This window comes from uncultured Stenotrophomonas sp. (genome assembly GCF_945952405.1).
Taxonomy (GTDB): Bacteria; Pseudomonadota; Gammaproteobacteria; order Xanthomonadales; family Xanthomonadaceae; genus Stenotrophomonas.
In genome coordinates, this window is the sequence record NZ_CAMFIA010000019.1 from 58,575 (window position 1) to 81,117 (window position 22,543).

A 22,543-nucleotide genomic window follows, 5' to 3' on the forward strand; every position below is an offset into this window, starting at 1 on the left:
CTTCACGTCACGTAGACCGTCTATCAAGGGCAGGGCACACGTTGCGCGTGCCTCCCGATTGATGCCGCCGCTGCGGCCCACCCGATTGCCGAGGTCCCGATGTCGCACCCGCTCACGTCCGCTGTTCGCCCGGCCGCGCTGCTGCGCCGCAATCACCCGATGGCCTGGGCCATTGCAGTGGCGCTGGGCTCTGTTGTCGCGCCGGCCAGCCAGGCGCAGCAGGCATTCAGCCCGGCATGGTTCGCCGACCGCGGTGCTGCCCAGGGGGCAGCGGCACAGAGCGGGCGCATGCCCAATGGCGTCCCGATCCAGTTCCAGCTGCCGGCACAGCAGCAGGACGCGGCGCGGCAGAAGCTGCAGCAGTCGATCGACAATCTCGGCACCGCTGCGCAGGCCATCGCGCTGCAGCAGCGCCTGCAGGAGCAGGCCCGGCAGCAGCGCCGCGACGGCGGTTTCGTGATCGCCGACGGCCTGGGCAAGGACGGCCTGAAGGTGGATGAGAACCCGCTCACGCGTGGCTGGATCAACGCACGCGAAGCCATCCAGTCACAAGGGGCCGATGGCCGGATCCAGGTCAGCATCGAGCAGACCGCAGACAAGGCGATCCTGAACTGGGAGACCTTCAACGTGGGCGGCAATACCACGCTGAACTTCCTGCAGAACCCCGATTGGGCGGTGCTGAACCGGGTCAATGATCCCAATGCCCGGCCCAGCCAGATCCTCGGCCAGCTGAAGGCCAGCGGCACGGTGTTCGTGGCCAACCGCAATGGCGTGGTGTTCGGCAACAACAGCCAGGTCAACGTGCGCAACCTGGTAGCGGCGGCGACGCGCATCAGCGATGCGCAGTTCCGCGACAACGGCCTGTACAGTGCCGATGCCAACACGGCCGCGCTGACCGAGGCCTTCGGCAAGGTGATGGTCGAGCAGGGGGCGCGCATCAGTACCCACGAGCCGACTACCGCCACCCGCGGCGGTGGCTATGTGCTGCTGGCCGGCCACAGCGTGGAGAACGCCGGCCAGATCGAGACCCGCAAGGGCCAGGCCCAGCTCGCGGCCGGTGACAGTTTCGTGATCCGCCGCGGCGTGGGTACTGCGCAGAACACCTCCTCCACCACCCGTGGCAACGAGATCGCACCGCGCTTCGTGGCCGACAGCAGTGCCGGCAATGTGCGCAACAGCGGCCTGATCCAGGCGCGCGAAGGCGATATCACCCTGGCCGGGCGCGCGGTCGAGCAGGCGGGCGTGGCGGTGGCCACCACCACGTTGAACCAGCGCGGCACCGTGCATCTGCTGAACTCGGTCTCCGATGCGAAGGGCAACGTGACCCTGGCATCGGGCTCCACCACGGCGGTGCTGATCGAGGACGATGGCAAGAGCACGGTGCTGGACAGCCAGCGCGATGCGCTGATCAAGGAATCGGCCGAGCAGGATGCGCTGCGCGGCAGGAGCAACAGCGGCACCTTCGACAACCTTTCGCGGCTGCAGGACCGTCGCGAGCAGTCGCGTATCGAAGTTGTCTCCGGCGGCGATGTGAATTTCCAGGCCGGCTCGATGGCGCTTGCGACCGGCGGCCAGGTGGTCGCGGATGCGGCGCGGCGCAGCTATGTCGGCGATGGTGCGCGCGTCGATGTCTCCGGTGCGGTGGGCGTGCGGGTGGCGATGGAAAGCAACAACGTCAAGGTGAAAGTGCAGGGCAACGAATTGCGCGATTCGCCGGACAACCGTGACAGCGGCAGGCTGATCAGCAGCGAGGTCTGGATCGACCGTCGCCTGCTGACCCATGTGGCCGCAGGAACGGGAGGCCATGAGGGCGAGCGCTGGTATGCCGGTGGCGGCCTGCTGGAGGTGGGCGGCTATCTCGACAACCAGGGCCATTCGATCGGCGAATGGGCGGCCCAGGGCGGCACCGTTCAGCTGGCAGGCAAGGAAGTCGTCAGCCATGCCGGTTCGCGCATCAACCTGGCCGGTGGCAGCCTGGACGTGCAGTCCGGCGCCATCCAGCAGAGCTGGCTGCGTGGGCGCGATGGGCAGCTGTATCGCCTCGATGATGCACCGGCGGAGATGCTCTACGACGGCCTCTACCAGGGCTTCGAGGTCAAGCAGGAACGCTGGGGCGTCACCGAGTCGTTCCGCAATCCGCTTATCGCCCCCGGGCAGCGCGTGGACAATGGCTACACGGTCGGCCGCGATGCGGGTCGGCTGCTGGTGTCGGCACCGACGGTGGTGCTGGATGGCCAGGTCGACACCCAGACCTTCCAGGGCACGCAGCAGGTGCGCCGCCCCGATCAGGCGCTGGACGGCTACACGCAGTCCCAGACCGCCGTGGCCCGCAATGCGCAGCTGTGGGTGGGCCGCTATGACAGCACGGGCCGTACCGGCGTGTTCGATTCGCAGATCCGCGTGGGCGCGCCGGCCGCGACCGTTACCGACTGGACGCTGCAGGCGCCGATCGACGAAGCACGCCGCAACACCGTGTGGCTGGATGGTTCGCGCTTGAGTGCGCAGCAGTGGGGCCGGCTCGACCTGGCGACCTCGGCAAGCGTGGATCTGCAGGGCGCGCTGCGGTTGCAGGACGGTGGCCAGCTGGCCCTGCTCGGCAGCCAGGTGAACGTCGGGGGTGACGTGCGCATCGCCGGTGGCCAGGTGCGTGCCGGCAACCTGCAGGATGTGCTGGGAACCACGACGGCACTGCTGGCGCAGGGTCGCAGCGCGGTGCGGATCGGCGAGGGCGGGCGTATCGACGTGGGCGGCGGTTGGAGCAATGCCCTCACCCAGCCGGGCGAAGGCGCGCGCCAGGCATGGACCGACGGCGGCAGCGTCGAGCTGCAGAACAGTCACGATGTCGTACTGGGCGCCGGCGCCGCCCTCCTGGCCGATGCAGGGGGCATGATCGACGCCAAGGGCAAGGGGCAGATCGGCAAAGGCGGCAGTCTGAACCTGTCTGCCAACAGCGCGAAGGTCAGCTCCGATGGCAGTGGCCGGGTAGTACTGGGCGAGGGCAGCCACTTCAGCGGCCGTGGCGGCAGTGGGCGTGGCAGCTTTACGCTGGCCAGCGGCGGGCGCGTGCAGATCGGCGAGGGTGGGTCGGCCGATGCGGCGCTGAAGCTGCAGACCTCACTGTTCAGCAGTGGCTTCGGAAGCTACGACATCAATGGTCATCAAGGTCTGTCCGTCAGCGACGGCACGCAGTTGCTGGTGACTGCCCCCGGGCTGCGCATGACCGATGCGGCGCGCGGGGCCGACAGTACGCCAGTGGCACTGGAGGCCTGGGACGCACCGCTGTACACCGCCGACCCGATCAGCGGACGGGTCAGCCAACGCGCCGGCGCCAGTGTGACCCTGCGTTCCGGCCGCAATGCCGAAGGTGGCGATGTGCGGATCGGCAAGGGGGCGCTGGTCGCGGTTGATCCGGGCCAGTCGGTCGCGTTGCTGGGCAACAGCAGCATTGACGTGCGGGGCACCATTCGCGCGCTGGCGGGGCGCATTACCTTGAACGAGGCGTTCACTCCGATCGGGCTCTATGCAGGCCAGCCCAATGGACGCACCTGGCGGATTGCGGAAGGCGCCGAGCTGGACGTACGCGGTACGTCCATTGCATTGGCCGACTCCAGTGGGCGGGTGCAGGGCAAGGTGCAGGGAGGTGGCCGGATCGAGATCGGTGGCCCGCTGGACTGGGAGGCCGCCAATGCCATCGTGCGAGCGCCCGATGCATTCGTGGTGGTCGACAAGGGGGCTCGCCTGCTGGCTGCGGGTACGTCGGCCACCCTGGATGTGGAAGGACAGGGCCGCACGCCGATTGACAGCGAGGGTGGCAGCATCGTGCTGCGCTCGGCTAACGGCCTGTATCTGGACGGAGTGATGGATGCGCGGGCCGGCGGCCAGGGCGCCAGTGGTGGCACCCTGGGTATCGCCTTGGTCGGCGGGGTCTACAGCGAGAACGTCGACAAGGACAGCAAGGACGTGCGTGCCAGTCGCGCAATCCTGCTCAGCCAGCAGACGACGGAACCAAGCGGGCAGGGGGAGCGCCTCGAATACGGGCATGCGCCGCTGTCGGTGCAGCAGATCCAGGCCGGAGGCTTCGAGCACCTGTCGCTGCTGGGTGATATCCGCGCCAACGGCGATGTCGAGCTGCGCATGGGGCAGAGCCTGCGCCTGCACGGCATCCAGGCCAACGCGCTGGGCCTGCTGCCTGGGGCAGCGCAGGGCAGCCGCCTGTCGCTGGCAGCCCCTTACCTGCGCCTGGCGCAGGGCACCGGCCCGCAGGTGAGCGCCGACAGATTGTCGTTGCCGGCAGTGGCCGCGATGGGCATCGGCCGCGGGCACGCGCTGTCCGTGCAGGCGGACCTGCTCGATATCCGTGACGTGAACTGGTTGGCTGGCTTCGATCAGGCCAGCCTGCACAGCACCGGCGATATCCGTTTCCTGGCACCTGGCGCCGCGCGTGCACAGGAATCGTCGGTGCTTGTGCCGGGTTCGGTGGATGTGCAGGCGGCACGCCTGTATCCCACCCTGCGTGCCAATGGACGCCTGATGGCCGGTGCGTCGGCCACCGACCTCGGTACGCGCCTCTCCGGCTGGGTCAATCCGGATGCGGTGCTGCGCATCAGCCGCAGCGGCAATGCAGCACTGCCACCGCCGGACTCGGCCTTCGGCAGCCTTGCCCTGCTGGGCGCAACGGTGCAACAGGGAGGCACCGTGCAGGCGCCCTGGGGCCAGATCCTGATCGGTGGCAGCCAGTCGGGCCGGAGCAGTGCCGGCCGCGTGGAGCTGTTACCGGGCAGTGTGACCTCGATCAGCGGTGCGGGCCTGAACCTGCCGTTTGGCGGCACGGTCGACGGTGTCACCTGGCGCTTCAACGGAGCCGATTTCGACCTGTCAGGGCCGGGCGGCAGCAGCACTCCGATAGGCGTCACCCTCACCGCCAACGTGATCGATGCCGCGCCCGGCAGCGTGCTGGACGTTTCCGGGGGCGGTGAGCTGAAGGGGGGCGCCTTCGTTGCCGGCCGCGGCGGTTCGGTGGATGTACTGCGCACGGCGCTGGCCGATGCCAATCCGCGTTATGGTTTCAGCCAATCGGGCAGCGCCGTGTACGCGATCATGCCGGGCCGTGCGGAGGCTTCGGCACCGGTTGGCGTGGCCGATGGCGCGACCGATCCCCGCATCGGCCAGCGCATCACGCTACCGGCCGGCGTGCCGGGCCTGCCGGCCGGTACCTACACCCTGTTGCCGGCCAGCTATGCGCTGCAACCCGGCGCGTTCCGGGTGGAAGTGGGAGCGACCGGCACGACGGGCACGAGCCAGCCGCTGTCGACGGGAACCGGTTCCTGGCGCGTGTCCGGCCACCAGGGCCAGGGCCTGGGGGGCACCACATCGCCGCTGCTGACCGATCTGGTGGTGACCCCGGCAGAGGTGGTACGCCGTCATTCGGGTTACAACGAAACCAGCTACAGCGCGTTCGTGCAGGGAACGGCAGAGCGGCGCGGCGAGCCGATGCGTTGGCGTCCGCTGGACGCCGGCAATGTCAATCTCGTGCTGGGCGACGGGGCGGGACGCACCGGCACGCCGGCCGTCGCGTTTGCTGGACTTGCACGATTCAATCCGGCCAGCGCGCAAGGCCGTGACGGCATCCTGTCGGTCAACCTGACCACCGCCGAAGGCAGGACTCTGGAAGTCATCGGAAAGGACCGCACAGCGGCCACCGGTGCCGGCGCGACCATCACCGATGCAGCACTGAATGCGTTCGCGCCTGCCACGTTGCTGATCGGCGGCAGCTTCAGCCGTGCCGGCCTGACAAGCAGTTCGATTACCGGCAATGCAGGCAGCGTGGTGCTGCGCTCGGGTGTGACGCTGGCCGCACAGGAGGTGCTGGTTGCCGCGGCGTTCGGTGGCAGCGGCATCCTGATGGAACAGGGGGCATCGATCGATACCCTGTCTGCGGCGAAGGTATCGAGGGCGGACGAGACGGTCGAGCCTTACTTCGCCCGTGGCGGTCTGCTGGCGGTGTCCAATCGGCGCTTGAATGTGGTCACCACGTCAGGTTCGTCAGCGGGAGCAGTTGCGATCGATCTGGGAGGCTGCCAGCGCGACTGCAGCGGACAGACCCGGCTGGTGTCCGATGGCAGCATCACCATTGCCACCGATGGTGCGTTGAACATCCGTGACGGCGTGAGCTATGGCACGCGGCAACTCGGCCTGGGCATGTCTGCGTTGAACCTGGGCACGGCGGAGGCCATCGCCGCAGCGGCTGCGGCAGGTGGCCTGCCGCAGGGCATGACCATGAACCAGCAGGTGCTGCAGCAGCTGCTGCGTGGCAATACGGCGACCGGCGCGCCAGCGATGGATACGCTCAGCCTGTCCGCACGTGATGCGATCAATGTGTTCGGCAGTGTCGATCTGGATACGCGCGACGCGGTGACCGGACGCAGCAGCCTGCGCAGCCTGGTGCTGGGTGCACCGGCCATTCATGGCTATGGCGGTGCGAATGACCGTGCACGCATCTTCGCCGATACCCTGGTGTGGGACGGCACGCTGGCGGCCGACCAGGTGCCCGGCAGCGGCCAGGCACAGGTACCGGGCGAGGCGATGGTGGGCCGCCTTGGCAGCGGCCAGCTGGACATGGTCACCCGCACGCTGACACTGGGGCGGGCGCCGTTTACCCGGCCGAATTCCGAGGTGGCTGCCGACCGCCAGGTGCTGGGCTTTGCCGGAGTGAACCTGAGTGCCTCCGAGCGCATGGTGTTTTCTGCCAAGGGCAGCCTGGATGTGTACCAGTCGCAAGGGGCCTACCTCACCGGCCAGGGCTGGCAGTACAGCGGAGGCATGCTGGATATCAACACGCCGCTGTTGACCGGCGACGCGGCGGCGCGCTTGGCCGTGCGCAGTGGCGGAACACTGCGCGTGCAGGGCGCAGGGGCAACCCCTGGCAGCGATGCGCTGGGCGCGGAGCTGAGCCTGAAGGCCGACCGGATCGTGCTGGACAGCCGCATCGCGCTGGCGTCCGGGCGGCTGGACGCCGCAGCGCAGAACGGGTTGACGGTGGGCGCCCATGCGCTGCTGGACCTGGCCGGGCGCAAGGTCAGCCTGTTCGATGCGGACCGGTACAGCTGGGGCGGAGACGTGCTGCTGTCTTCGGCTGCCGGGGACATCCACACCGATGCTGCCTCGCGTATCGACCTGTCTGCACGGAACAACCGTGGTGGTCGCCTGACCGTGACGGCGCTGGGCGCGCAGGGCGGGCGGGTCGACCTGGCGGGCGGCGTGCTGGGCAGCGCCAGTGGCCGTTATGATGCCGGCGGCACGATGGTGCCCTACGACGCTGGCGAGGCGGTCATCCGCGCGCGCCAGCTGCAGGATTTCGCCGGTCTCAACACGCGCCTGACCGCAGGTGGTGTTACCGGTGGCCGCACCTTCCAGCTTGCCGAAGGCGATCTACGGGTAGGTGATGAAGTAAAGGCGCGCAACGTCGACATCAGTGTCGATCGTGGCAGCCTGCGGGTGGACGGCCGCATCGATGCCAGCGGCGAACAGGTGGGCAGCATCCGCCTGTCCGCACGTGACGGGCTGCGGGTGGAGGGCGCGCTGGACGCGCATGGCAGCGGCCTGCGCGTGGACAGCTACGGCAAGATCATCGACAGCCCGAACCGGGCGATGATCGAACTGACGTCCGCACAGGGTGAACTGGTCCTGGGCAACGCTGCAGGCATGGACCTGCGCGCCGGCACCGGTGTGGCGCTGGGCAAGGCCGCCGGCCAGAACGATGGTCGTGCGCGCGGCACGGTGAAACTCAACGTGCCGCGGGTCGGAGGCGATGATGCGGCCATCAACGTGGCGGCGGGCGTTCGCATTGCCGGTGCCGGGGATATCCAGGTCAACGGCTTCCGCACCTACGACGATGCGCCGCAGGCCAGCGCTCCGGATGTCCACGGCAACCGTCCGCAGGTGATCAGCCAGCACTGGCTGAATCTCGTGGTCGATCCGGACAACAGCACGTGGTACAACGCCGCCCTCGCCAATACCGGCCTGCAGCAGCGCATTGCCGCGTTGGGCGAGTTCCGCCTGCGTCCGGGCGTGCAGATCGTTGCCCGCAAGGGCGGCGACAATCCACGCGGCGATCTGGTTGTGGCCGGTGACATCGACCTGTCCGGCTATCGCTATGGGCCACAGTCGAACCGCGACGATGCGGCACGTCGTGGCTTCGGCGAGTCCGCGGCGCTGGTGCTGCGCGCCGAGGGTGACATCAACGTCTATGGCAGCATCAATGACGGTTTCGCGCCACCCCCGGCGAATCCGGACGAAAGCGGCTGGGTCCTGGTGCAGGGACGTGCCCTGAATTCGGCCAACACGGCATTCGGTGGCGACCTGATGGTACCGGGTGAAGGCGTGCAGCTGCAGCCGGGCACCGAGTTCCAGCAGGGTGCCCGTCTCAACTACGATCTGCCGTTCCGGGCCATCAGCCTGCCCGCAGGCACGGTGCTGCCGGCGGCGATGGTGCTGTCCGGGGAACTGTTGCTGCCGGCGGGGACCGTGCTGGGTGCGGCGGTCACCCAGGGTGGCCAGGTGATTGCAGCGGGAACCGTGCTTGCGCAACCGATCAAGCTGATCGCAGGTGACCAGCTGGGTGCAGGTTTCCGCCTGCGCAGCGAGGCGCCGATGGCGGCGCAGCTGTGGCCGGCCAACGTTCCATTGCCGGCAAAACTGACGCTTGCCACGCCTCTGAGCCTGCGCGCCGGGTCGCTCATTCCCTCGATGACCAAGGTGCTGCTGGCCGGGGGCGAGCCGATCAAGCTGCGACCGGCGGACGCGGCAGGCAACCAGGGACGCAATTGGGCGCTGGCATCGATGCTGCCGGAGGGCACCACCTCCTGGGACCTGACCGCGGTGGCCGGTGCCGACGTGGACGCGGCCGATCCGAGGACGCGGCGCTGGGGCGGTGAGGGCAACATCGTGCTGGCCGACAGCCACTACGCCACGATCGGCACGGTCAGTACCACCACCATATGGAAGGGTGACCGCGTGGTTTCGGTGGATGGGTCGATGGACTGGGCTGGCGATGACAGCCTGGTGGGCAAGTCGGCCAAGGAGGTGGCCGAATTCTTCGGCATGAGCGAGGACGATTTCTGCGCTGCCGGTCCTTACTGCGGCCCCGCGCCACGCCTGGTCGACAAGCAGGGGTCACTGGATTTCTGGGGCGATGAGACCTATGTGGGGACCTCGGCCAAGGACTTCGCCGAGATGATGGGCATGACCGAGGAGGCGTTCTGCGCCACTGTCGGCTATTGCTATGGTGGCGGCACGCTGATCGAAGAGACCACCTATGGCAAGCGCCTGGGTACACCGTCCTGGAGTGTGTTGCGCACCGGCAAGGGCGATCTGGCGCTGCTGGCGGCGCGGGATGTGCATATGCGTTCGGCGTTCGGCGTCTACACCGCGGGTGCACCCACTGCGCTCGGTGGCGGCAAGGACGCCGCGTTCAACCCGGGCCGGTCGGCGGCACCTGGCAGCCCCTCGCTGCTGGGACCAACCCTGGTTCCCGGCGCCTATGATGGCGCGCTGGCAAACTACCAGGCCTGGTATCCCGATCACGGCGGCAACCTGCGCATCGAAGCGGGCCGCGACATCATCGGTGACGTGTGGAGTGCGCGCGCCGAGTCGGGAACGCCGGATCGCGACCTGGCCGATCATGCCAGTGCCGCGGTCGGCAACTGGCTGTGGCGCCAGGGTACGGCCGCCGCGGCCGGAGTGCAGCCGACAGCGACAAGCTGGTGGATCAATTTCGGCACCTACAGCGCGGTGCAGGATGGGGTGAACAAGTCGCCACGGATGGTCGGATTCACCGGCTTCGGCACGCTGGGCGGTGGCAACCTGGCGATCGAGGCCGGGCGCGATGCCGGTGTGCGAGATCCCATGGGCAATGCCCTTGGCTTCCTGTCGGCACCCCATTCCAGTGCGCTGGTGGCGGCGGTCGGCTCTACGGGGCGGGTCAGTGATGGCGAGGTGCACCTCACCGGTGGTGGCGACCTGAGCCTGCGCACAGGAGGTGCACTGAATCCGGGCCTGCGCGCCAGCAGCCTGGATACGAGCGGCTACCAGCAGGACCTGGATCTGAACGGTGCGTTGATCAACCTGCGTGGCAACGCCCGGGTGGATGCGGCGCGCATCGGCGGACTCAGTGCCATCCTGAACAGCTATTCCTCGCTGGAACCCTACAAGGTCAGCTCCGCGGTCGCGATGGGAGGAGCGGTGGTCGTGCTGGGTGATGCCACTGCGCAGCTGCAGACGCGTGGCGATCTGGTGCTGGGCGGGGCGGCCGATCCTGGCCGCGTACCGGTGGCCAACTACACCGATATGCTGCTGGACAATGGGCGCCATGCGGCGGGCACCAGCTGGTTCTCGCTGTGGACGGCCAACACTGCCCTGGACCTGTTCTCGGCAGGGGGCAGCCTGGCGCCTTCGCTGGCCGGCACGATGCACTTCTCCGGAAGCAACGTGCGACCGGAGCAGATCAGGGTGGTCGCTGCCATGGACTACCTGAACTACTGGTTGTATCCGTCCCGCTTCAGCGCCGTTGCGGCCAGCGGTGACATTTCGTTGCCACGCCTGGAAGGCGGCACGCAGTCAACGGCAAGAACCACGCAGGACGTCCTGCTGCTGGCGCCTTCGACCAGCGGCCGCCTCGATATTCTGGCGGGCGGATCGATCTTCTCCGAAAAGTACGGCCTGCAGGTCACCCGTTCGGGAGCTGATGTGCGCCTGCCGGGCCCCTTCGACCCGGCATTCATCGCAACGGATGCGTCGGGTGCGACGGTACGCAGCAATGTGGCGGTCGATGCGACCGGTGCCTCGGTGCAGGCGTCACTGCCATTGTTCGCCTTCGGGCCCAATACGCCGCTGGCAGGTACGCGGGTGTCGCAACCGACCGCGATCAGCCGCTTCTATGCTGCCAAGGGAGACATCAGCTCCCTGACGGTCGGCAACCAGCGCACGCTGGACCGTTCTTTGGACAATGCCGGCCGCACTGTGGCCAACTGGTACGAAGCCGGCGCACCGGTGCAACTGCGCGCCGGCCGCGATGTGCTCGAATCGAATGTCACCTCGCTCAATGCCACCGGCACCGACATCAGCATGATCAGCGCCGGCCGCGACATTGTTCGCAGTAGCATGACCGTGGCCGGCCCGGGCAATGCCGAGGTCAGTGCGGGCCGCCAGTTGCGCCAGGAAGAGGCGGGCAGCATTGTCAGTCTGGGCGGCATCGTGCAGGGCGATACCCGCCCGGGCGCGAGCATCGCGTTGACCGCCGGAAACCAGCACATTGATTTCGATGCAATGCGGGTACGCTACCTGGATCCAGGCAACCGGGCCGACCCGGAGCAGTCGCTGGCCTCGCAGCCGGGCAAGGCCGTCAGGATCTACGACAAGGAACTGAAGCAGTGGCTGCTGGAACGCTTCGGCAGGACGGCTGATGGTGCCGAGGCGTTGGCCCTGTTCGACGCGCTGCCGAAGGAACAGCAACGCATCTTCCTGCGCCAGGTCTACTACGCCGAGCTGCGTGAGGGTGGCCGTGAGTACACCGATGCGCAGGGGCCGCGGTTCGGCTCCTACCTGCGCGGGCGCGAAGCCATTGCCACGCTGATGCCGGACAAGGACGCCAGCGGAGCGACCATCGACCGCACCGGCGATATCGTGATGTACGGCGGTTCCGGCGTGCGCACCGAGGCCGGTGGCAACATCGAGCTGATGGCGCCGGGCGGGCGGATCGTAGTGGGTGTTCAGGGCGTGGTGCCACCGGCCAGCGCCGGCCTGGTCACCCAGGGCCAGGGCGACATCCGCCTGTTCAGCCAGGACAGCGTGCTGCTGGGCCTGTCGCGGGTGATGACCACCTTTGGCGGTGACATCCTGGCGTGGTCCGAGCAGGGTGACATCAACGCGGGCCGCGGGTCGCGCACCAGCCTGCTGTACACCCCGCCGCGCCGTCTCTACGACAATTGGGGCAATGTGATCCTGTCGCCGCAGGCACCGGCCAGCGGTGCGGGTATCGCGACCTTGAATCCGATCGCAGAGGTGCCGCCGGGCGATGTCGACCTGATTGCGCCGCTCGGGACCATCGACGCGGGCGAGGCCGGCATCCGTGTCTCGGGCAACATCAACCTGGCGGCACTGCAGGTACTCAACGCCGCCAACATCCAGGTGCAGGGCGAGAGCAAGGGCCTGCCGGTACTGGCGACGGTGAACGTCAATGCACTGGCCTCGGCCAGTGCTGCAGCCAGCAGTGCCAGCCAGGCGGCACAGGACGTGATGCGCAAGAGCCAGGACGATGCACGGCGCAATCAGCCTTCGGTGATCAGCGTGCAGATCCTCGGCTTCGGCAGCGGCACCAGCAGCATCGCGCCGCCGGCGCGTGGCGCCACCGCCAACGGCGGCTACGACGTCAACAGCGCGTTCCAGTTCCCGCAGGCCAGCAGGGATGAAGGCACGCAGCGCCGCTAGGTGCTGCCGGGCCTTGCATGCATTACCCGATGCGACGCATGGGGTGGCGGTATCGGGCCAGCCGCCACGGAGCGGTGGCGGCCCCAGCCAGGACGGCACGGAGGGCAGGGAGCGGCCATCGGCGGTGAGGACCACCGACACGGTGCCGCCGGGCGCGGGAAAGCGCCCGGCGGCAGGAGGGCAGTAGATCCACGCCACGCGTGGATGGCATCAACGGTTCCAGCCCGGCCAGACTCCGCAGTAGATCCACGCCATGCGTGGATGGCCGGGCAGCCTCAGTGCCGACCAACGGTCGGCTCCCACCGGGCCAGATTCCGCAGTAGATCCACGCCATGCGTGGATGGCATCAACGGTTCCAGCCAGGCCAGATTCCGCAGTAGATCCACGCCATGCGTGGATGGCCGGGAAGCCTCAGTGCCGACCAACGGTCGGCACCCACCAGGGCAGAATCCAATGCCGACCAACGGTCGGCACCCACCAGGGCATGCTCCCGCCCGGGCAGATTCCCGCCAGGGCAGGCCATCCCATGCCGCTCTAAAGCGCCAGCACCCGCCGGTAGTTCAACGGCCCGCGCCCATCGCGCAGGCCCAACTGCAACTCCAGCCCCGTCGCTGGCAATACCTCGCCCTCGCCTGGCAGCACGGCCCATCCGGTTCCGGGTTGCCAGGCCCGCACCTCGAAGCGCTGCACATCACGCGCCACCGCGATGCCCTTCGATGGTTCCGGCGCCGGCAATGGGTACCGGTCCGTGGCCGCGCCGCTGGCCCGCCACAGCGTGCTGCCCTGGCGCCACCAGCGCACTCGTTGCCAGCGCAGCCCGTCGCTGCCCACGCTGCGGGTGATCTCCATCGCGAAGCTGCCATCCGGGTGGCGTTCGCTGACCAGCGACGGTGGCAACAAACGCTGCCGACGATCCGCCGGACGTACCGCGCCATTCATCAGTGCATCATCCGCGCGCATCTCGATATCGCGCTGGAACTGCTGAAGCACGCGTAGCGCAGCAGTGGTCTCGGCATCGGCCTGGCGCAAACGCTGGTCGCTGCTGGCCACGCTGTCGAGCGCGCGCCAGCAGATCAGGGCCAGCACGCCCATGATGGTGATCGCGATCATCACTTCGATCAGGGTGAATCCGCCGGTGGCGCGCCTCATGGCGTGGCTGTCCACGGCAGCTGCATCCGTGCAAGCGACTGCTGCGGCGCATCCTCGGCGACCACGCTCAGTTCCAGCTGTGGCTGGCCGTCGCTGCCGGTGCCCAGATGCTGCATTACCAGGAAGCTGCCGCGCCCCTGCATGCAGCGCTGCCGGGCATCCTGCGCGGCGCTCCCGCTCAGGCGCAGTTCCTGCCAGCGGTCCTGCGCGCACATCAGCGCCAGGCGGCGATCGCGCAGCCGCGATTGGTCGTCGGTGGCCACCGCCACCGAGCGCATCACCGCCGCCAGCGCAATCGAGACGATCGCCAGCGCGATCAGCACTTCAATCAGGGTGAATCCGCGTATTCGCTGCTTCACTGCACGACCTGCAATTGTCCGCTGCCATCGTCAAGAAGACGCAGCGTACGGCCGTCCAGCGACAACCCCAGTTCCCATGCACTGCCGATCCACTCAGGACTCAGTTCGAGCGCGCCGGCAGGCTGCACCGCAATGCCGGCGGCCTGCCAGCGCTGCGGCCGCAGCAGGTCATCACGCTGCACGGCCACCCACTGGCTGCCTTCGCGGCGGCTGAAGCGATAGCCGTTGGCGTCGGCCTGCCAGCGCAGGGGACGGCCGTCGATACGCGCCTCGTCGCGCGCGACCTGCAGCCGCTGCGCCAGCCGCTCGGCTTCCTGCCGCAGCTGCCGGCCGGGGTCGAGCAGGCTACCGAGGCCGAGGCCGATGCCGGCCGTGCAGATGCCGATGATCACCAGCACCACCATCAGTTCCAGCAGGGTGAAGCCACGCGGGATGCGCTGCATCGACATTGCCTCCTGTCCTTGCCGATGCCTGCCAGCGTAGGCCTGCATGATGAAACAAAAGCGTCAGCGGCAGCTGCTAGCGTGGACGGTCACGAACGTGGCGATGGTGCGGAACATGGATGGCTGGCGCTGGGATCGCAACCGGAGTCTGACCCTGCTGGCGGCAACGCTGCTGCTTGCCGTGGTCGCCTATTGGGGGATTGCCCTGTCTGCGGTGGCGCCTGCGGCGGCGGCCAGCGAAGCGCGTGCCGAGGCACCGCTGCGGCCGATGTTCGATGCGGTGGCCAGCCTGCCATTGGTGCGGCTGCTGTCTCCCGGTGCGATACAGACCGAGGTGGTGGTGCTGGGTGTGATGGCCGGTGAGCACGCGCCGCTGGCCCTGCTCTCGGTGGATGGCCGGCCGGCGCAGGCGTATGCGCCTGGGCAGCGGCTGGGGCCCTGTACGGTACTGGCCCGCATCAGCGCCAGTGCGGTGGAACTTGACCAGGCCGGGCAGTCGCGCAGCCTGCCGGTACCACAGCTGCCGCCGGTGCCGACCGACGGCATTGCGCCGGCTGAGCAGCAGGGTGGCACCCTGTAGCGCTGAGCCCATGCTCAGCTGTTTCAGCGCCGCTTCGCCGATCAATGAAAAGATCGCCGAGCGCGGGCTCGGCGCTACAGCTGCGCAGATTCAGCGCGCTGGCCGTTGCGGCACCACCGAGCGACCGAATGCATCGCCCATGCGTTGCCGCGTGCCTTCCAGGTTGAATTGCATCAACTGGTTGCCGGGCTGGCGCATCAGGCGCTCGGCTTCGGGAAGCGCCGGCGAACGGGCCGGCTTCGGTGCAGGCGCCAGCTTGCGCTGCAGGCAGTCCCAGGCCGGAATCCGTTCGCCATTGACCTGTACCTCGATGCACGGCGCAGTGTCGTCCGGGGTCTTCCGTGCATCGGCCCGGGCCGGCGCCAGCGCCATCAGCAGCAACAGGGCGAGGGCAGGGCGAACGCCCGCCATCAACGGCACACTCATCGTGGATCTCCCTCGGCAAACGCCGCTCTGCAATGAAGACGCGTGGCGCGGGCAGTGTCCGCCCATCGCCGTTCGGGCACCGTCAAAAGATGACAGCACTGTCATAAAACTAATGGCGGTTTTGACGCGACGTGCACGTCCTGTTGGTAGACCCACGCGCCGCTCCATGGCCATTCCCTTCGATACGACGCGATGCCCTCGATGACTCCTGTTCCGTGCCGTGCCGTCCGCCTTCCGCTGTGCCCGCATCCACTGGCGCTGGCCCTGGCAGTGATGCCGTTGCCGCTGTTCGCGCAGGACGCAGCGCCTGCGCCCAGCGTGAACATCAATGAATACATCGTGCGCGGCAACACGGTTCTCGATCCGCGCGAGATCGAACGCGCGGTGGAACCGTACCTCGGCCCGGGCAAGACCCTGGCCGATGTTGAAAAGGCACGCGATGCGGTGCATGCGCTGTACCAGCAGGCTGGCTACCAGTCGGTCTACGTCGAGCTGCCCGAGCAGCAGGTCAGTGGCGGCGTGGTGCTGCTGAAGGTGCAGCAGACGCCGATCGGCCAGCTGCGCGTGGTCGGTACCCGCCACGAATCGCCCGAGCGCATCCGCGAGCGCGTACCCGCACTGGCGGAAGGCAAGGTGCCGGACTTCGACCAGGCACAGAAGGAACTGACCGCGCTGAATGAAGGCGGGCGCCGCCAGGTGATGCCGCTGATGCGCGAAGGCCAGGCGCCGGGAACCATGGACGTGGACCTGAAGGTCGAGGAGAAGTCGCCATGGCGTGCCAGTGCGGCGCTGAACAACGACCACAGTGCTGACACCGAGAAGCTGCGCCTGAGCGCGTCACTGGCGTACGACAACCTGTGGAGGCGCGGGCACAGTGCGAACATCGGCGTGTACCTGGCGCCGCAGGATACCAAGCAGGCCAAGGTGTTCTCGGCGTCGTACACGATGCCGTTCGAGGGCACGCCGTGGAGCCTGGAAGCTGCCGGCTACAGGTCCGACAGCCGGGTCCTGAACGCCGGCGGACAGGTCGGTACCGGCACCGGTACCAACGTGATCGGCAATGGCCATTCGATCGGCGTCAAGCTCAACTACCGGCTGGCGGGCAGCAACCTCTGGTGGCGCCAGCTCAGCCTCGGTGTGGACTTCAAGGACACCGAAGAAGATACGCAGATGGGCAAGGAAAGCCTGAAGACGCCCCTGAAGTACGCGCCGATCACCCTGGCGTTTGTTGGCGTGCGCCAGGGCGAGCAGGACCAGTTGAGCATCAACACCCAGCTGGTGGCCGGTACCCGGCGCCTGCTCGGTTATGGCAGCAATGCCACTGCATTCGGGCAGAAACGCTATTGGGCAGACCCGAGTTTCGTGGCGTTCAAGGCCGATGTGGCCAACACCCACACCTTTGGCAACGACTGGCAGTGGTATGCGCGCGGTTCGCTGCAGGTCACCGACGCGCCGCTGGTGTCGGCCGAGCAGTTCGCCGCCGGTGGCATGTACACGGTACGTGGCTACCTGTCGGCCGAGGCGATCGGCGACTACGGCGGCCTGGCCAGCCTGGAGTGGCGCACGCCGGCCTGGTCGCTGTGGAGCGGCACCGACCTGCGTGTCTACAGCTTTGCCGATGCCGCCTACCTGCGCCTGCGCCAGCCGCTGCCCGAGCAGCGTGACAAGTACAACCTGGCGTCGGTCGGACTGGGTGCGCAGCTGCGCCTGGGTGAGCACCTGCAGCTGCGCCTGGACTATGCCTGGCCCTATGCAGACGGCCCGGTGACGCGCAAGGACGACCCGCGCCTGCATTTCAACATCAGCACCAGTTACTGACCCTTTCCTTGAACATGCGTTCCCCGGAGACCCTTCGCATGGACCGTTTGCTTTCCCGAGTGTTGCTGCTGCTGGCCGCGCTGGTTGCGCTGCCCGCCGCTGCGGCCGATGCCAATTGGTGGCAGGCCGAATGGAAGTACCGCAAGCCGATCACGGTCGACGCCGGCCCGCAGGGCGCAGGCCTGGCCGGTGACCCGGGCCGCACGCCGCTGCTGCTGCGCCTGCACACCGGCAACTTCGGCTTCGATGGCACGCAGGATGCGGGCAATGACCTGCGTTTTGTTTCCGGTGATGGCCGCACGGTGCTGGCGCACCAGATCGAGCAGTTCGATCCCAAGCTGGGACTGGCCCTGGTCTGGGTGGACGTGCCTGCGGTCAGTGCTGCCGCGCCGCAGACGATCTGGATGTACTACGGCAACGAGAAGGCGCCGGCCAGCGGCAATGGCCAGCAGGTGTTCGATCCGGACTACACGCTGGTCTATCATTTCGCCGAGGCCAATGCTCCTGCGCGTGATACCACCGCCTACGGCAACAACGCCGGTGCCGTGGTGCCGCCTTCCGAAGGTTCGGTGATCGGCCGTGGCGTGCAGCTGGGCGCCGGTCCGCTGCCGTTGCCCGCCAGTGCCTCGCTGGCCCAGGAAGCGGGTGCGCCGTTGACCGTCTCGGCGTGGATCAAGCCGGGCGGCAGCGCGGCAGCGCAGGCGATCTACGCCCGTCGCGAAGGTGCTTCCGAGCTGGTCATCGGTATTGAAAACCGCGTGCCGTTCGTGCAGCTCAATGGCCAGCGCAGCACGCCGGCGCAGCCGATTCCCGAAGGGCAGTGGGCGCACGTGGCACTGACCGCCGAGAAGGGTGCACTGCAGCTGTACCTCAATGGCCGCGTGGTCGCGCAGCTCAGCGGCGAGCTGCCTGCGCTGGGCAGCGCGCCGGTGGTCGGTGCCGATGCGCCGGGTGCGGCACAGCCGTTGGCCAACTTCGAGGGCGCGCTGGACGAACTGCGCATTTCGCGGGTGGCACGCCCGGCGGCGCTGCTGCTGGCCGACGCCACCGCGCAGGGCGCCGACTCGCGCCTGATCAGCTACGGCGCCGACGAGCAGTCGGCCGGCCAGAGCCATTTTGCCTTCATCCTCAAGGCGATGCCGTTCGACGCCTGGGTGGTGGTTGCCATCCTCGGCCTGATGATGCTGCTGTCGTGGGCGATCATGATCGCCAAGGGTCGCCATTTCGGCCGCACCAGCAAGGCCAATGCGGTGTTCACCGAGAGCTTCGGCAAGCTGGCCGGTGTGCCGCTGCGCACCCTGTCCGACCTGGATCGCCAGGGCAAGGCACCGAGCGCGATGCACGAAGGTTCGTTGTGGCGCATCTACCAGGTCGCGATCGATGAAATGCAGCAGCGCCATCAGCGCGACGGCAACAGCGGCTACCTGAGCGGAGCCACCATCGACGCGATCCGGGCCTCCATGGATGCGGTGATGGTGCGCGAGCAGGAAGCGATGGCGCGGCGCATGAACTGGTTGTCGACCACCATCGAAGGCGCGCCGTACGTGGGCCTGTTCGGCACCGTGATCGGCATCATGCTGGTGTTCGTGGTGGCCGCGATGGCCGGTGCGGTGGACATCAACTCGGTGGCGCCGGGCATGGCCGCCGCGCTGCTGTGTACGGCGGCAGGCCTTGGCGTCGCGATCCCGGCGCTGTTCGGCTACAACTACCTGGGCGCACGCGCCGAAGCGATCGGCGCCGACATGGCGGTGTTCATCGACGAGTTCGCCGCACGCCTGGCTGAAGAGCAGGACGGGCGCGGCCCGGCCGCGGTCCAGGGCTGAGGGGCGCGCCATGGGCCAGAAGGCGAAGTTCGGCATCAAGAAGCGCGAGAAAGGCATCAACGTGACGCCTTTCGTCGACGTGCTGCTGGTGGTGCTGGTGATCTTCATCCTGACCAGCAATGCCTCCATTCCCGGCATCGAGGTCAACCTGCCGAAGGCCAGCAACAGCGTTGCGCTGGAGAAGCCGAAGACCAAGGCGATCACCATCGATCCCAGTGGCCAGGTGTTCCTGGACGCGTATCCGGTGACGATGGCCGAGCTGGAGGACCGCCTGCGCACCGAACGCGCGACGACGCCGGACTTCCCGGTGATCGTGCGTGGCGATGCGCAGGTGCAGTACGCCCGCGTGGTCGAGGTGCTGGACCTGCTGCGGCGGCTGGAGCTGGCCCAGGTTGGCCTGGTCACCGGCAAGGCGCAGGGCTGAGGCATGACCGCCCATCAACCCCCTCGGCCGGAGCCCGGCATGCGCGGCCGCCAGCTGCTGGTGACCGTAGCGCTGGTGTTGGCCGCGTTGCTGCTGCTCGGCATCGCGGTGTGGTGGTGGCTGCTCAAGGACACCGCCAGCACCCGCCGGCCGGTGGTGCAGCCGCCGATGCTGGCGCTGCCACCGCCGCCTCCGCCGCCACCGCCGCCGCCGGAGAAGCCGCCGGAGCCGGAGACGCCACCGGAAGAAACGATGCCCGAGCCGGAACCGCTGGATCAGCCGACGCCGGCCGAGGAACCGACGCCGACCCCGGCCGACGCCGACCCGGTGACGATGAACGCCGACGCACAGGCCGGCGGCGACAACTTTGGCATCCAGTCCGGCAGCGGGGGTGGTTCGTCCGGCGTCGGCCGTGGCGGTGCCGGCAACGCCACCTACGGCCGCTATCTCGGCTACCTGATGCAACAGGCGATCTCGCGCGACGACAAGGTCAAGCGCCTGGCGTTCCAGTTGCAGGTGAACGTGTGGCTGGCCGCAGATGGCCGCCTGGAAAAGGTCGAGCTGGTCCGTGGCAGTGGCAACGAGGAGGCCGACACGGCCGTGCTCGACGCGCTGCGACGCATCGGCAAGGTCGACCAGGCCCCACCGCCTTCGCTTGATTTCCCGGCCCGCGTGCTGATCCAGGGCCGCCGGCCCGGGGCCTGATTTCCGACTTCCGTGATTTCCCCTCTTTCAATGAGAACCGTGATGAACGACCACGTCCGCGCACGAACCGACTCCCGCCGCCCGCGGCCGGCCCGACGGGCGCTGCTGTGCTGCGCCGTGCTGCTCAGCCTGGCCGCCCCGGCCGGTGCAATGGCCGCCGAAACCACCATGGTCAAGCTGATCAAGGGCCTGATCGCCAGCGGTGCGCTCAAGCCCGAAGATGGCCAGGCATTGCTGGTGCAGGCCGAAGCCGAGGCGGCAGCCGCGCAGCGCACCGCCGCTGCCGGCAGCAGCGCGGCCGCCGGTGGCGTGGCACTGGAGGCCGGTGACGTACGCGTGCCCTACGTGCCACAGAGTGTGCGCGACGGCATCCGTGATGAGGTGCGCCAGGACGTGATGGCCCAAGCCAAGTCGGAAGGCTGGGCCGCACCCAACGAAGTGGCCGAGTGGACCAAGCGCATCAAGGTCACCGGTGACATGCGCGTGCGCAGCGAGTCGCGCTTCTATTCCGAGCGCAACAGCGACATCGTGAGCAACTGGGCGTCGATCAATTCCGGCAACGGCTTCGATACCAATACCAACACCAACCTGCAGCTGCCGCCGCTGCTGAACAGCCGCCAGGACCGCCGCAACCTGTGGCGCATCCGCGCCCGCCTCGGCATCGAAGCGACCATCGGCCAGCACACCACCGCCGGCGTGCGCCTGGCCAGCGGCAGCAGCAATGGGCCGGTGTCGACCACCGAGCAGCTGGGTGGGGGCCTGAGCAAGAAGGATGTGTGGCTGGACCAGGCCTGGTTGGCCTACAGCCCGGCCGACTGGGTGACGGTGCGCGGTGGTCGCTTCGGCAACCCGTTCTGGACCAGCGATACGCTGTTCTCCAACGACCTGAACTTCGACGGCCTTGCCGCCAACCTGAAGTACGACTTCGGTGGCAGTGACTTCGACCTGTTCGGTACCCTGGCCGTGGTGCCGCTGGAGTACACCTCCGACAGCTCGCCCAGCCAGAGCCGGGTCAAGACGCCGAACGAGAACAAGTGGCTGTCTGGCGCCCAGGTCGGCGTGAACTGGCGTTTCAACGACGACAATGCCCTGCGCGCGGCACTGGGCTACTACGACTTCAAGAACATCAGCGGCCGTCTGTCGTCGCCGTGCGCGCTGTATGCCGGTGCGGTCGGCTGTGATACCGACTGGTCGCGTCCTGCCTTCATGCAGAAGGGCAACACCCTGATGCTGATCCGCGACATCGCGCGCAACCCGCTGGATCCGGCCAATACGCCGACCCCGCAGTATGTCGGCCTGGCTTCGGCGTTCCGCCTGGCGACACTGAACCTGCGCTGGGATACGCAGCTGGCGCAGGATATCGGCATGCGCCTGGAAGGCGACTACATCCGCAACCTGGCCTACGACAAGCAGGCGATGTTCCGCCGTGCCAACAACGGCATCGTCAACAACTACGGTGCCGGTGGCACCGCCAGCATCGATACCTTCCGCAGTGGCGATACCGCATGGATGGTGCAGGCCACGTTCGGTGCCACCGACCTGAAGGAAAAGGGCCAGTGGCAGGCGCTGCTGGGCTACAAGCACATCGAGGCCGATGCATTGCCGGATGCCTACAACGACCCGAATTTCCACCTGGGCGGCACCAATGCCCGCGGCTACTACGTGGGCGGGGCCTATGCACTGGATGCGCGCAGCTGGATCAGCGGCAAGTGGATGGCTGCCAAGGAGGTATCCGGCGCACCGCTGTCGATCGATGTGTTCCAGCTGGAGTTCAATACCGGCTTCTGACCGGTGACGTGATGTGGATCACGTCGTGCGTGGCGGGGGCGCAGCGATGCGCCCGTCTAAGGAAAGGAGACCACGCGTTGTACAAAAGGAGGAGTGGATGAACCGTCGCAAGCTGTTCGAGAGTTCCGAACCGTCCGGCCAGTCGCTGGGCATCGGGCCGGCCTATGTCTCGGTGGAGGGGCTGCGCCAGCACCTGGCGGAGTTCCTGCTGTATGCCGGGCGGCCGGTGGTGATCATGCGCGGGCGCAGCGAAGTGGGCTATTTCCTGCCGGCACGCTGCTGGCGCCAGCGCGATGATGACCCACTGGCGGCGGCCGCCGCCGACCAGCTGCTGGACGCGGCCGGTTTCCAGGCTGAGGACATCCAGCAGGTGGAGCAGGAGTTCAACGCCATGCGCCAGCGCACCGTGCTGCACTCACGGCGCTGAGGCTCCGGTAGAGCCGAGCCCATGCTCGGCTCTACAGTAGATCCACGCCATGCGTGGAGGGTCAGATCCACGCCATGCGTGGAGGGTCAGATCCACGCCATGCGTGGAGGGTCAGATC

At 67.9% G+C, this 22,543-nt stretch carries 12 protein-coding genes; 8 read left to right on the plus strand and 4 right to left on the minus strand.

Annotation, left to right across the window (positions count from 1 at the left end; translation table 11 throughout):
- Nucleotides 1-99 precede the first annotated feature (99 nt).
- Nucleotides 100-12,483: a filamentous haemagglutinin family protein gene (locus tag Q0P60_RS16765; RefSeq protein WP_294996080.1), complete on the plus strand. Its 12,384-nt coding sequence runs from the start codon at nucleotides 100-102 to the stop codon at nucleotides 12,481-12,483.
- A gap of 534 nt (nucleotides 12,484-13,017) precedes the next feature.
- On the opposite strand, the gene Q0P60_RS16770 is transcribed toward Q0P60_RS16765, so the two are convergent.
- The 3 genes from Q0P60_RS16770 to gspH are packed head-to-tail and all read right to left on the minus strand — an operon-like array spanning nucleotide 13,018 to nucleotide 14,434.
- Nucleotides 13,018-13,632, minus strand: a complete 615-nt coding sequence (locus Q0P60_RS16770; protein ID WP_294996083.1) for a prepilin-type N-terminal cleavage/methylation domain-containing protein — start codon at nucleotides 13,630-13,632, stop codon at nucleotides 13,018-13,020.
- Nucleotides 13,629-13,991: a type II secretion system minor pseudopilin GspI gene (gene gspI, locus Q0P60_RS16775; protein WP_294996086.1), complete on the minus strand. Its 363-nt coding sequence runs from the start codon at nucleotides 13,989-13,991 to the stop codon at nucleotides 13,629-13,631. Before gspI ends, Q0P60_RS16770 begins: the two co-directional genes overlap by 4 nt.
- Nucleotides 13,988-14,434: a type II secretion system minor pseudopilin GspH gene (gspH, locus tag Q0P60_RS16780; protein ID WP_345780343.1), complete on the minus strand. Its 447-nt coding sequence runs from the start codon at nucleotides 14,432-14,434 to the stop codon at nucleotides 13,988-13,990. Before gspH ends, gspI begins: the two co-directional genes overlap by 4 nt.
- A 103-nt stretch (nucleotides 14,435-14,537) precedes the next feature.
- Here gspH and Q0P60_RS16785 point away from each other — a divergent pair, with 103 nt between their 5' ends.
- Complete coding sequence (locus tag Q0P60_RS16785) at nucleotides 14,538-15,014, plus strand: general secretion pathway protein (protein WP_294996093.1); 477 nt, start codon at nucleotides 14,538-14,540, stop codon at nucleotides 15,012-15,014.
- Between the two features lie 90 nt (nucleotides 15,015-15,104).
- Here the strand turns inward: Q0P60_RS16785 and Q0P60_RS16790 are convergent, their stop codons facing one another.
- Nucleotides 15,105-15,440 carry a hypothetical protein gene (locus Q0P60_RS16790; RefSeq protein ID WP_294996096.1) on the minus strand — a complete coding sequence of 112 codons (336 nt, stop codon included), beginning with the start codon at nucleotides 15,438-15,440 and terminating at the stop codon, nucleotides 15,105-15,107.
- A 201-nt stretch (nucleotides 15,441-15,641) separates the two neighbouring features.
- Between Q0P60_RS16790 and Q0P60_RS16795 the strand changes: the two genes are divergently transcribed.
- The 6 genes from Q0P60_RS16795 to Q0P60_RS16820 all read left to right on the plus strand — a co-directional run bounded on the left by Q0P60_RS16795 (nucleotide 15,642) and on the right by Q0P60_RS16820 (nucleotide 22,425).
- Nucleotides 15,642-17,258: a ShlB/FhaC/HecB family hemolysin secretion/activation protein gene (locus Q0P60_RS16795; RefSeq protein ID WP_294996099.1), complete on the plus strand. Its 1,617-nt coding sequence runs from the start codon at nucleotides 15,642-15,644 to the stop codon at nucleotides 17,256-17,258.
- 38 nt (nucleotides 17,259-17,296) lie between these two features.
- Nucleotides 17,297-19,081 (plus strand): MotA/TolQ/ExbB proton channel family protein, encoded by a 1,785-nt coding sequence (locus tag Q0P60_RS16800; RefSeq protein ID WP_294996101.1) that lies wholly within the window; start codon nucleotides 17,297-17,299, stop codon nucleotides 19,079-19,081.
- Between the two features lie 10 nt (nucleotides 19,082-19,091).
- A complete protein-coding gene (locus Q0P60_RS16805) occupies nucleotides 19,092-19,505 on the plus strand; it encodes a biopolymer transporter ExbD (RefSeq protein ID WP_005409874.1) in 414 nt (137 codons plus the stop codon).
- Nucleotides 19,506-19,544: 39 nt separating this feature from the next.
- Complete coding sequence (locus Q0P60_RS16810) at nucleotides 19,545-20,210, plus strand: TonB family protein (protein ID WP_294996105.1); 666 nt, start codon at nucleotides 19,545-19,547, stop codon at nucleotides 20,208-20,210.
- 42 nt (nucleotides 20,211-20,252) lie between these two features.
- Nucleotides 20,253-21,998 (plus strand): putative porin, encoded by a 1,746-nt coding sequence (locus Q0P60_RS16815; protein WP_294996108.1) that lies wholly within the window; start codon nucleotides 20,253-20,255, stop codon nucleotides 21,996-21,998.
- A 97-nt stretch (nucleotides 21,999-22,095) separates the two neighbouring features.
- Nucleotides 22,096-22,425 (plus strand): hypothetical protein, encoded by a 330-nt coding sequence (locus Q0P60_RS16820; RefSeq protein WP_294996111.1) that lies wholly within the window; start codon nucleotides 22,096-22,098, stop codon nucleotides 22,423-22,425.
- Nucleotides 22,426-22,543: the final 118 nt, after the last annotated feature.

Excerpts from the sequence above, each read along its gene's own strand:
- Q0P60_RS16785 (WP_294996093.1), top strand. The coding sequence starts at position 14,538 with ATGGTGCGGAACATGGATGGCTGGCGCTGGGATCGCAACCGGAGTCTG.
- Q0P60_RS16770 (WP_294996083.1), bottom strand. The coding sequence starts at position 13,632 with ATGAGGCGCGCCACCGGCGGATTCACCCTGATCGAAGTGATGATCGCG.
- Q0P60_RS16820 (WP_294996111.1), top strand. The coding sequence starts at position 22,096 with ATGAACCGTCGCAAGCTGTTCGAGAGTTCCGAACCGTCCGGCCAGTCG.
- Q0P60_RS16815 (WP_294996108.1), top strand. The coding sequence starts at position 20,253 with ATGAACGACCACGTCCGCGCACGAACCGACTCCCGCCGCCCGCGGCCG.
- gspH (WP_345780343.1), bottom strand. The coding sequence starts at position 14,434 with ATGCAGCGCATCCCGCGTGGCTTCACCCTGCTGGAACTGATGGTGGTG.
- Q0P60_RS16795 (WP_294996099.1), top strand. The coding sequence starts at position 15,642 with ATGACTCCTGTTCCGTGCCGTGCCGTCCGCCTTCCGCTGTGCCCGCAT.
- Q0P60_RS16790 (WP_294996096.1), bottom strand. The coding sequence starts at position 15,440 with ATGAGTGTGCCGTTGATGGCGGGCGTTCGCCCTGCCCTCGCCCTGTTG.
- Q0P60_RS16765 (WP_294996080.1), top strand. The coding sequence starts at position 100 with ATGTCGCACCCGCTCACGTCCGCTGTTCGCCCGGCCGCGCTGCTGCGC.
- Q0P60_RS16805 (WP_005409874.1), top strand. The coding sequence starts at position 19,092 with ATGGGCCAGAAGGCGAAGTTCGGCATCAAGAAGCGCGAGAAAGGCATC.
- Q0P60_RS16810 (WP_294996105.1), top strand. The coding sequence starts at position 19,545 with ATGCGCGGCCGCCAGCTGCTGGTGACCGTAGCGCTGGTGTTGGCCGCG.
- Q0P60_RS16800 (WP_294996101.1), top strand. The coding sequence starts at position 17,297 with ATGGACCGTTTGCTTTCCCGAGTGTTGCTGCTGCTGGCCGCGCTGGTT.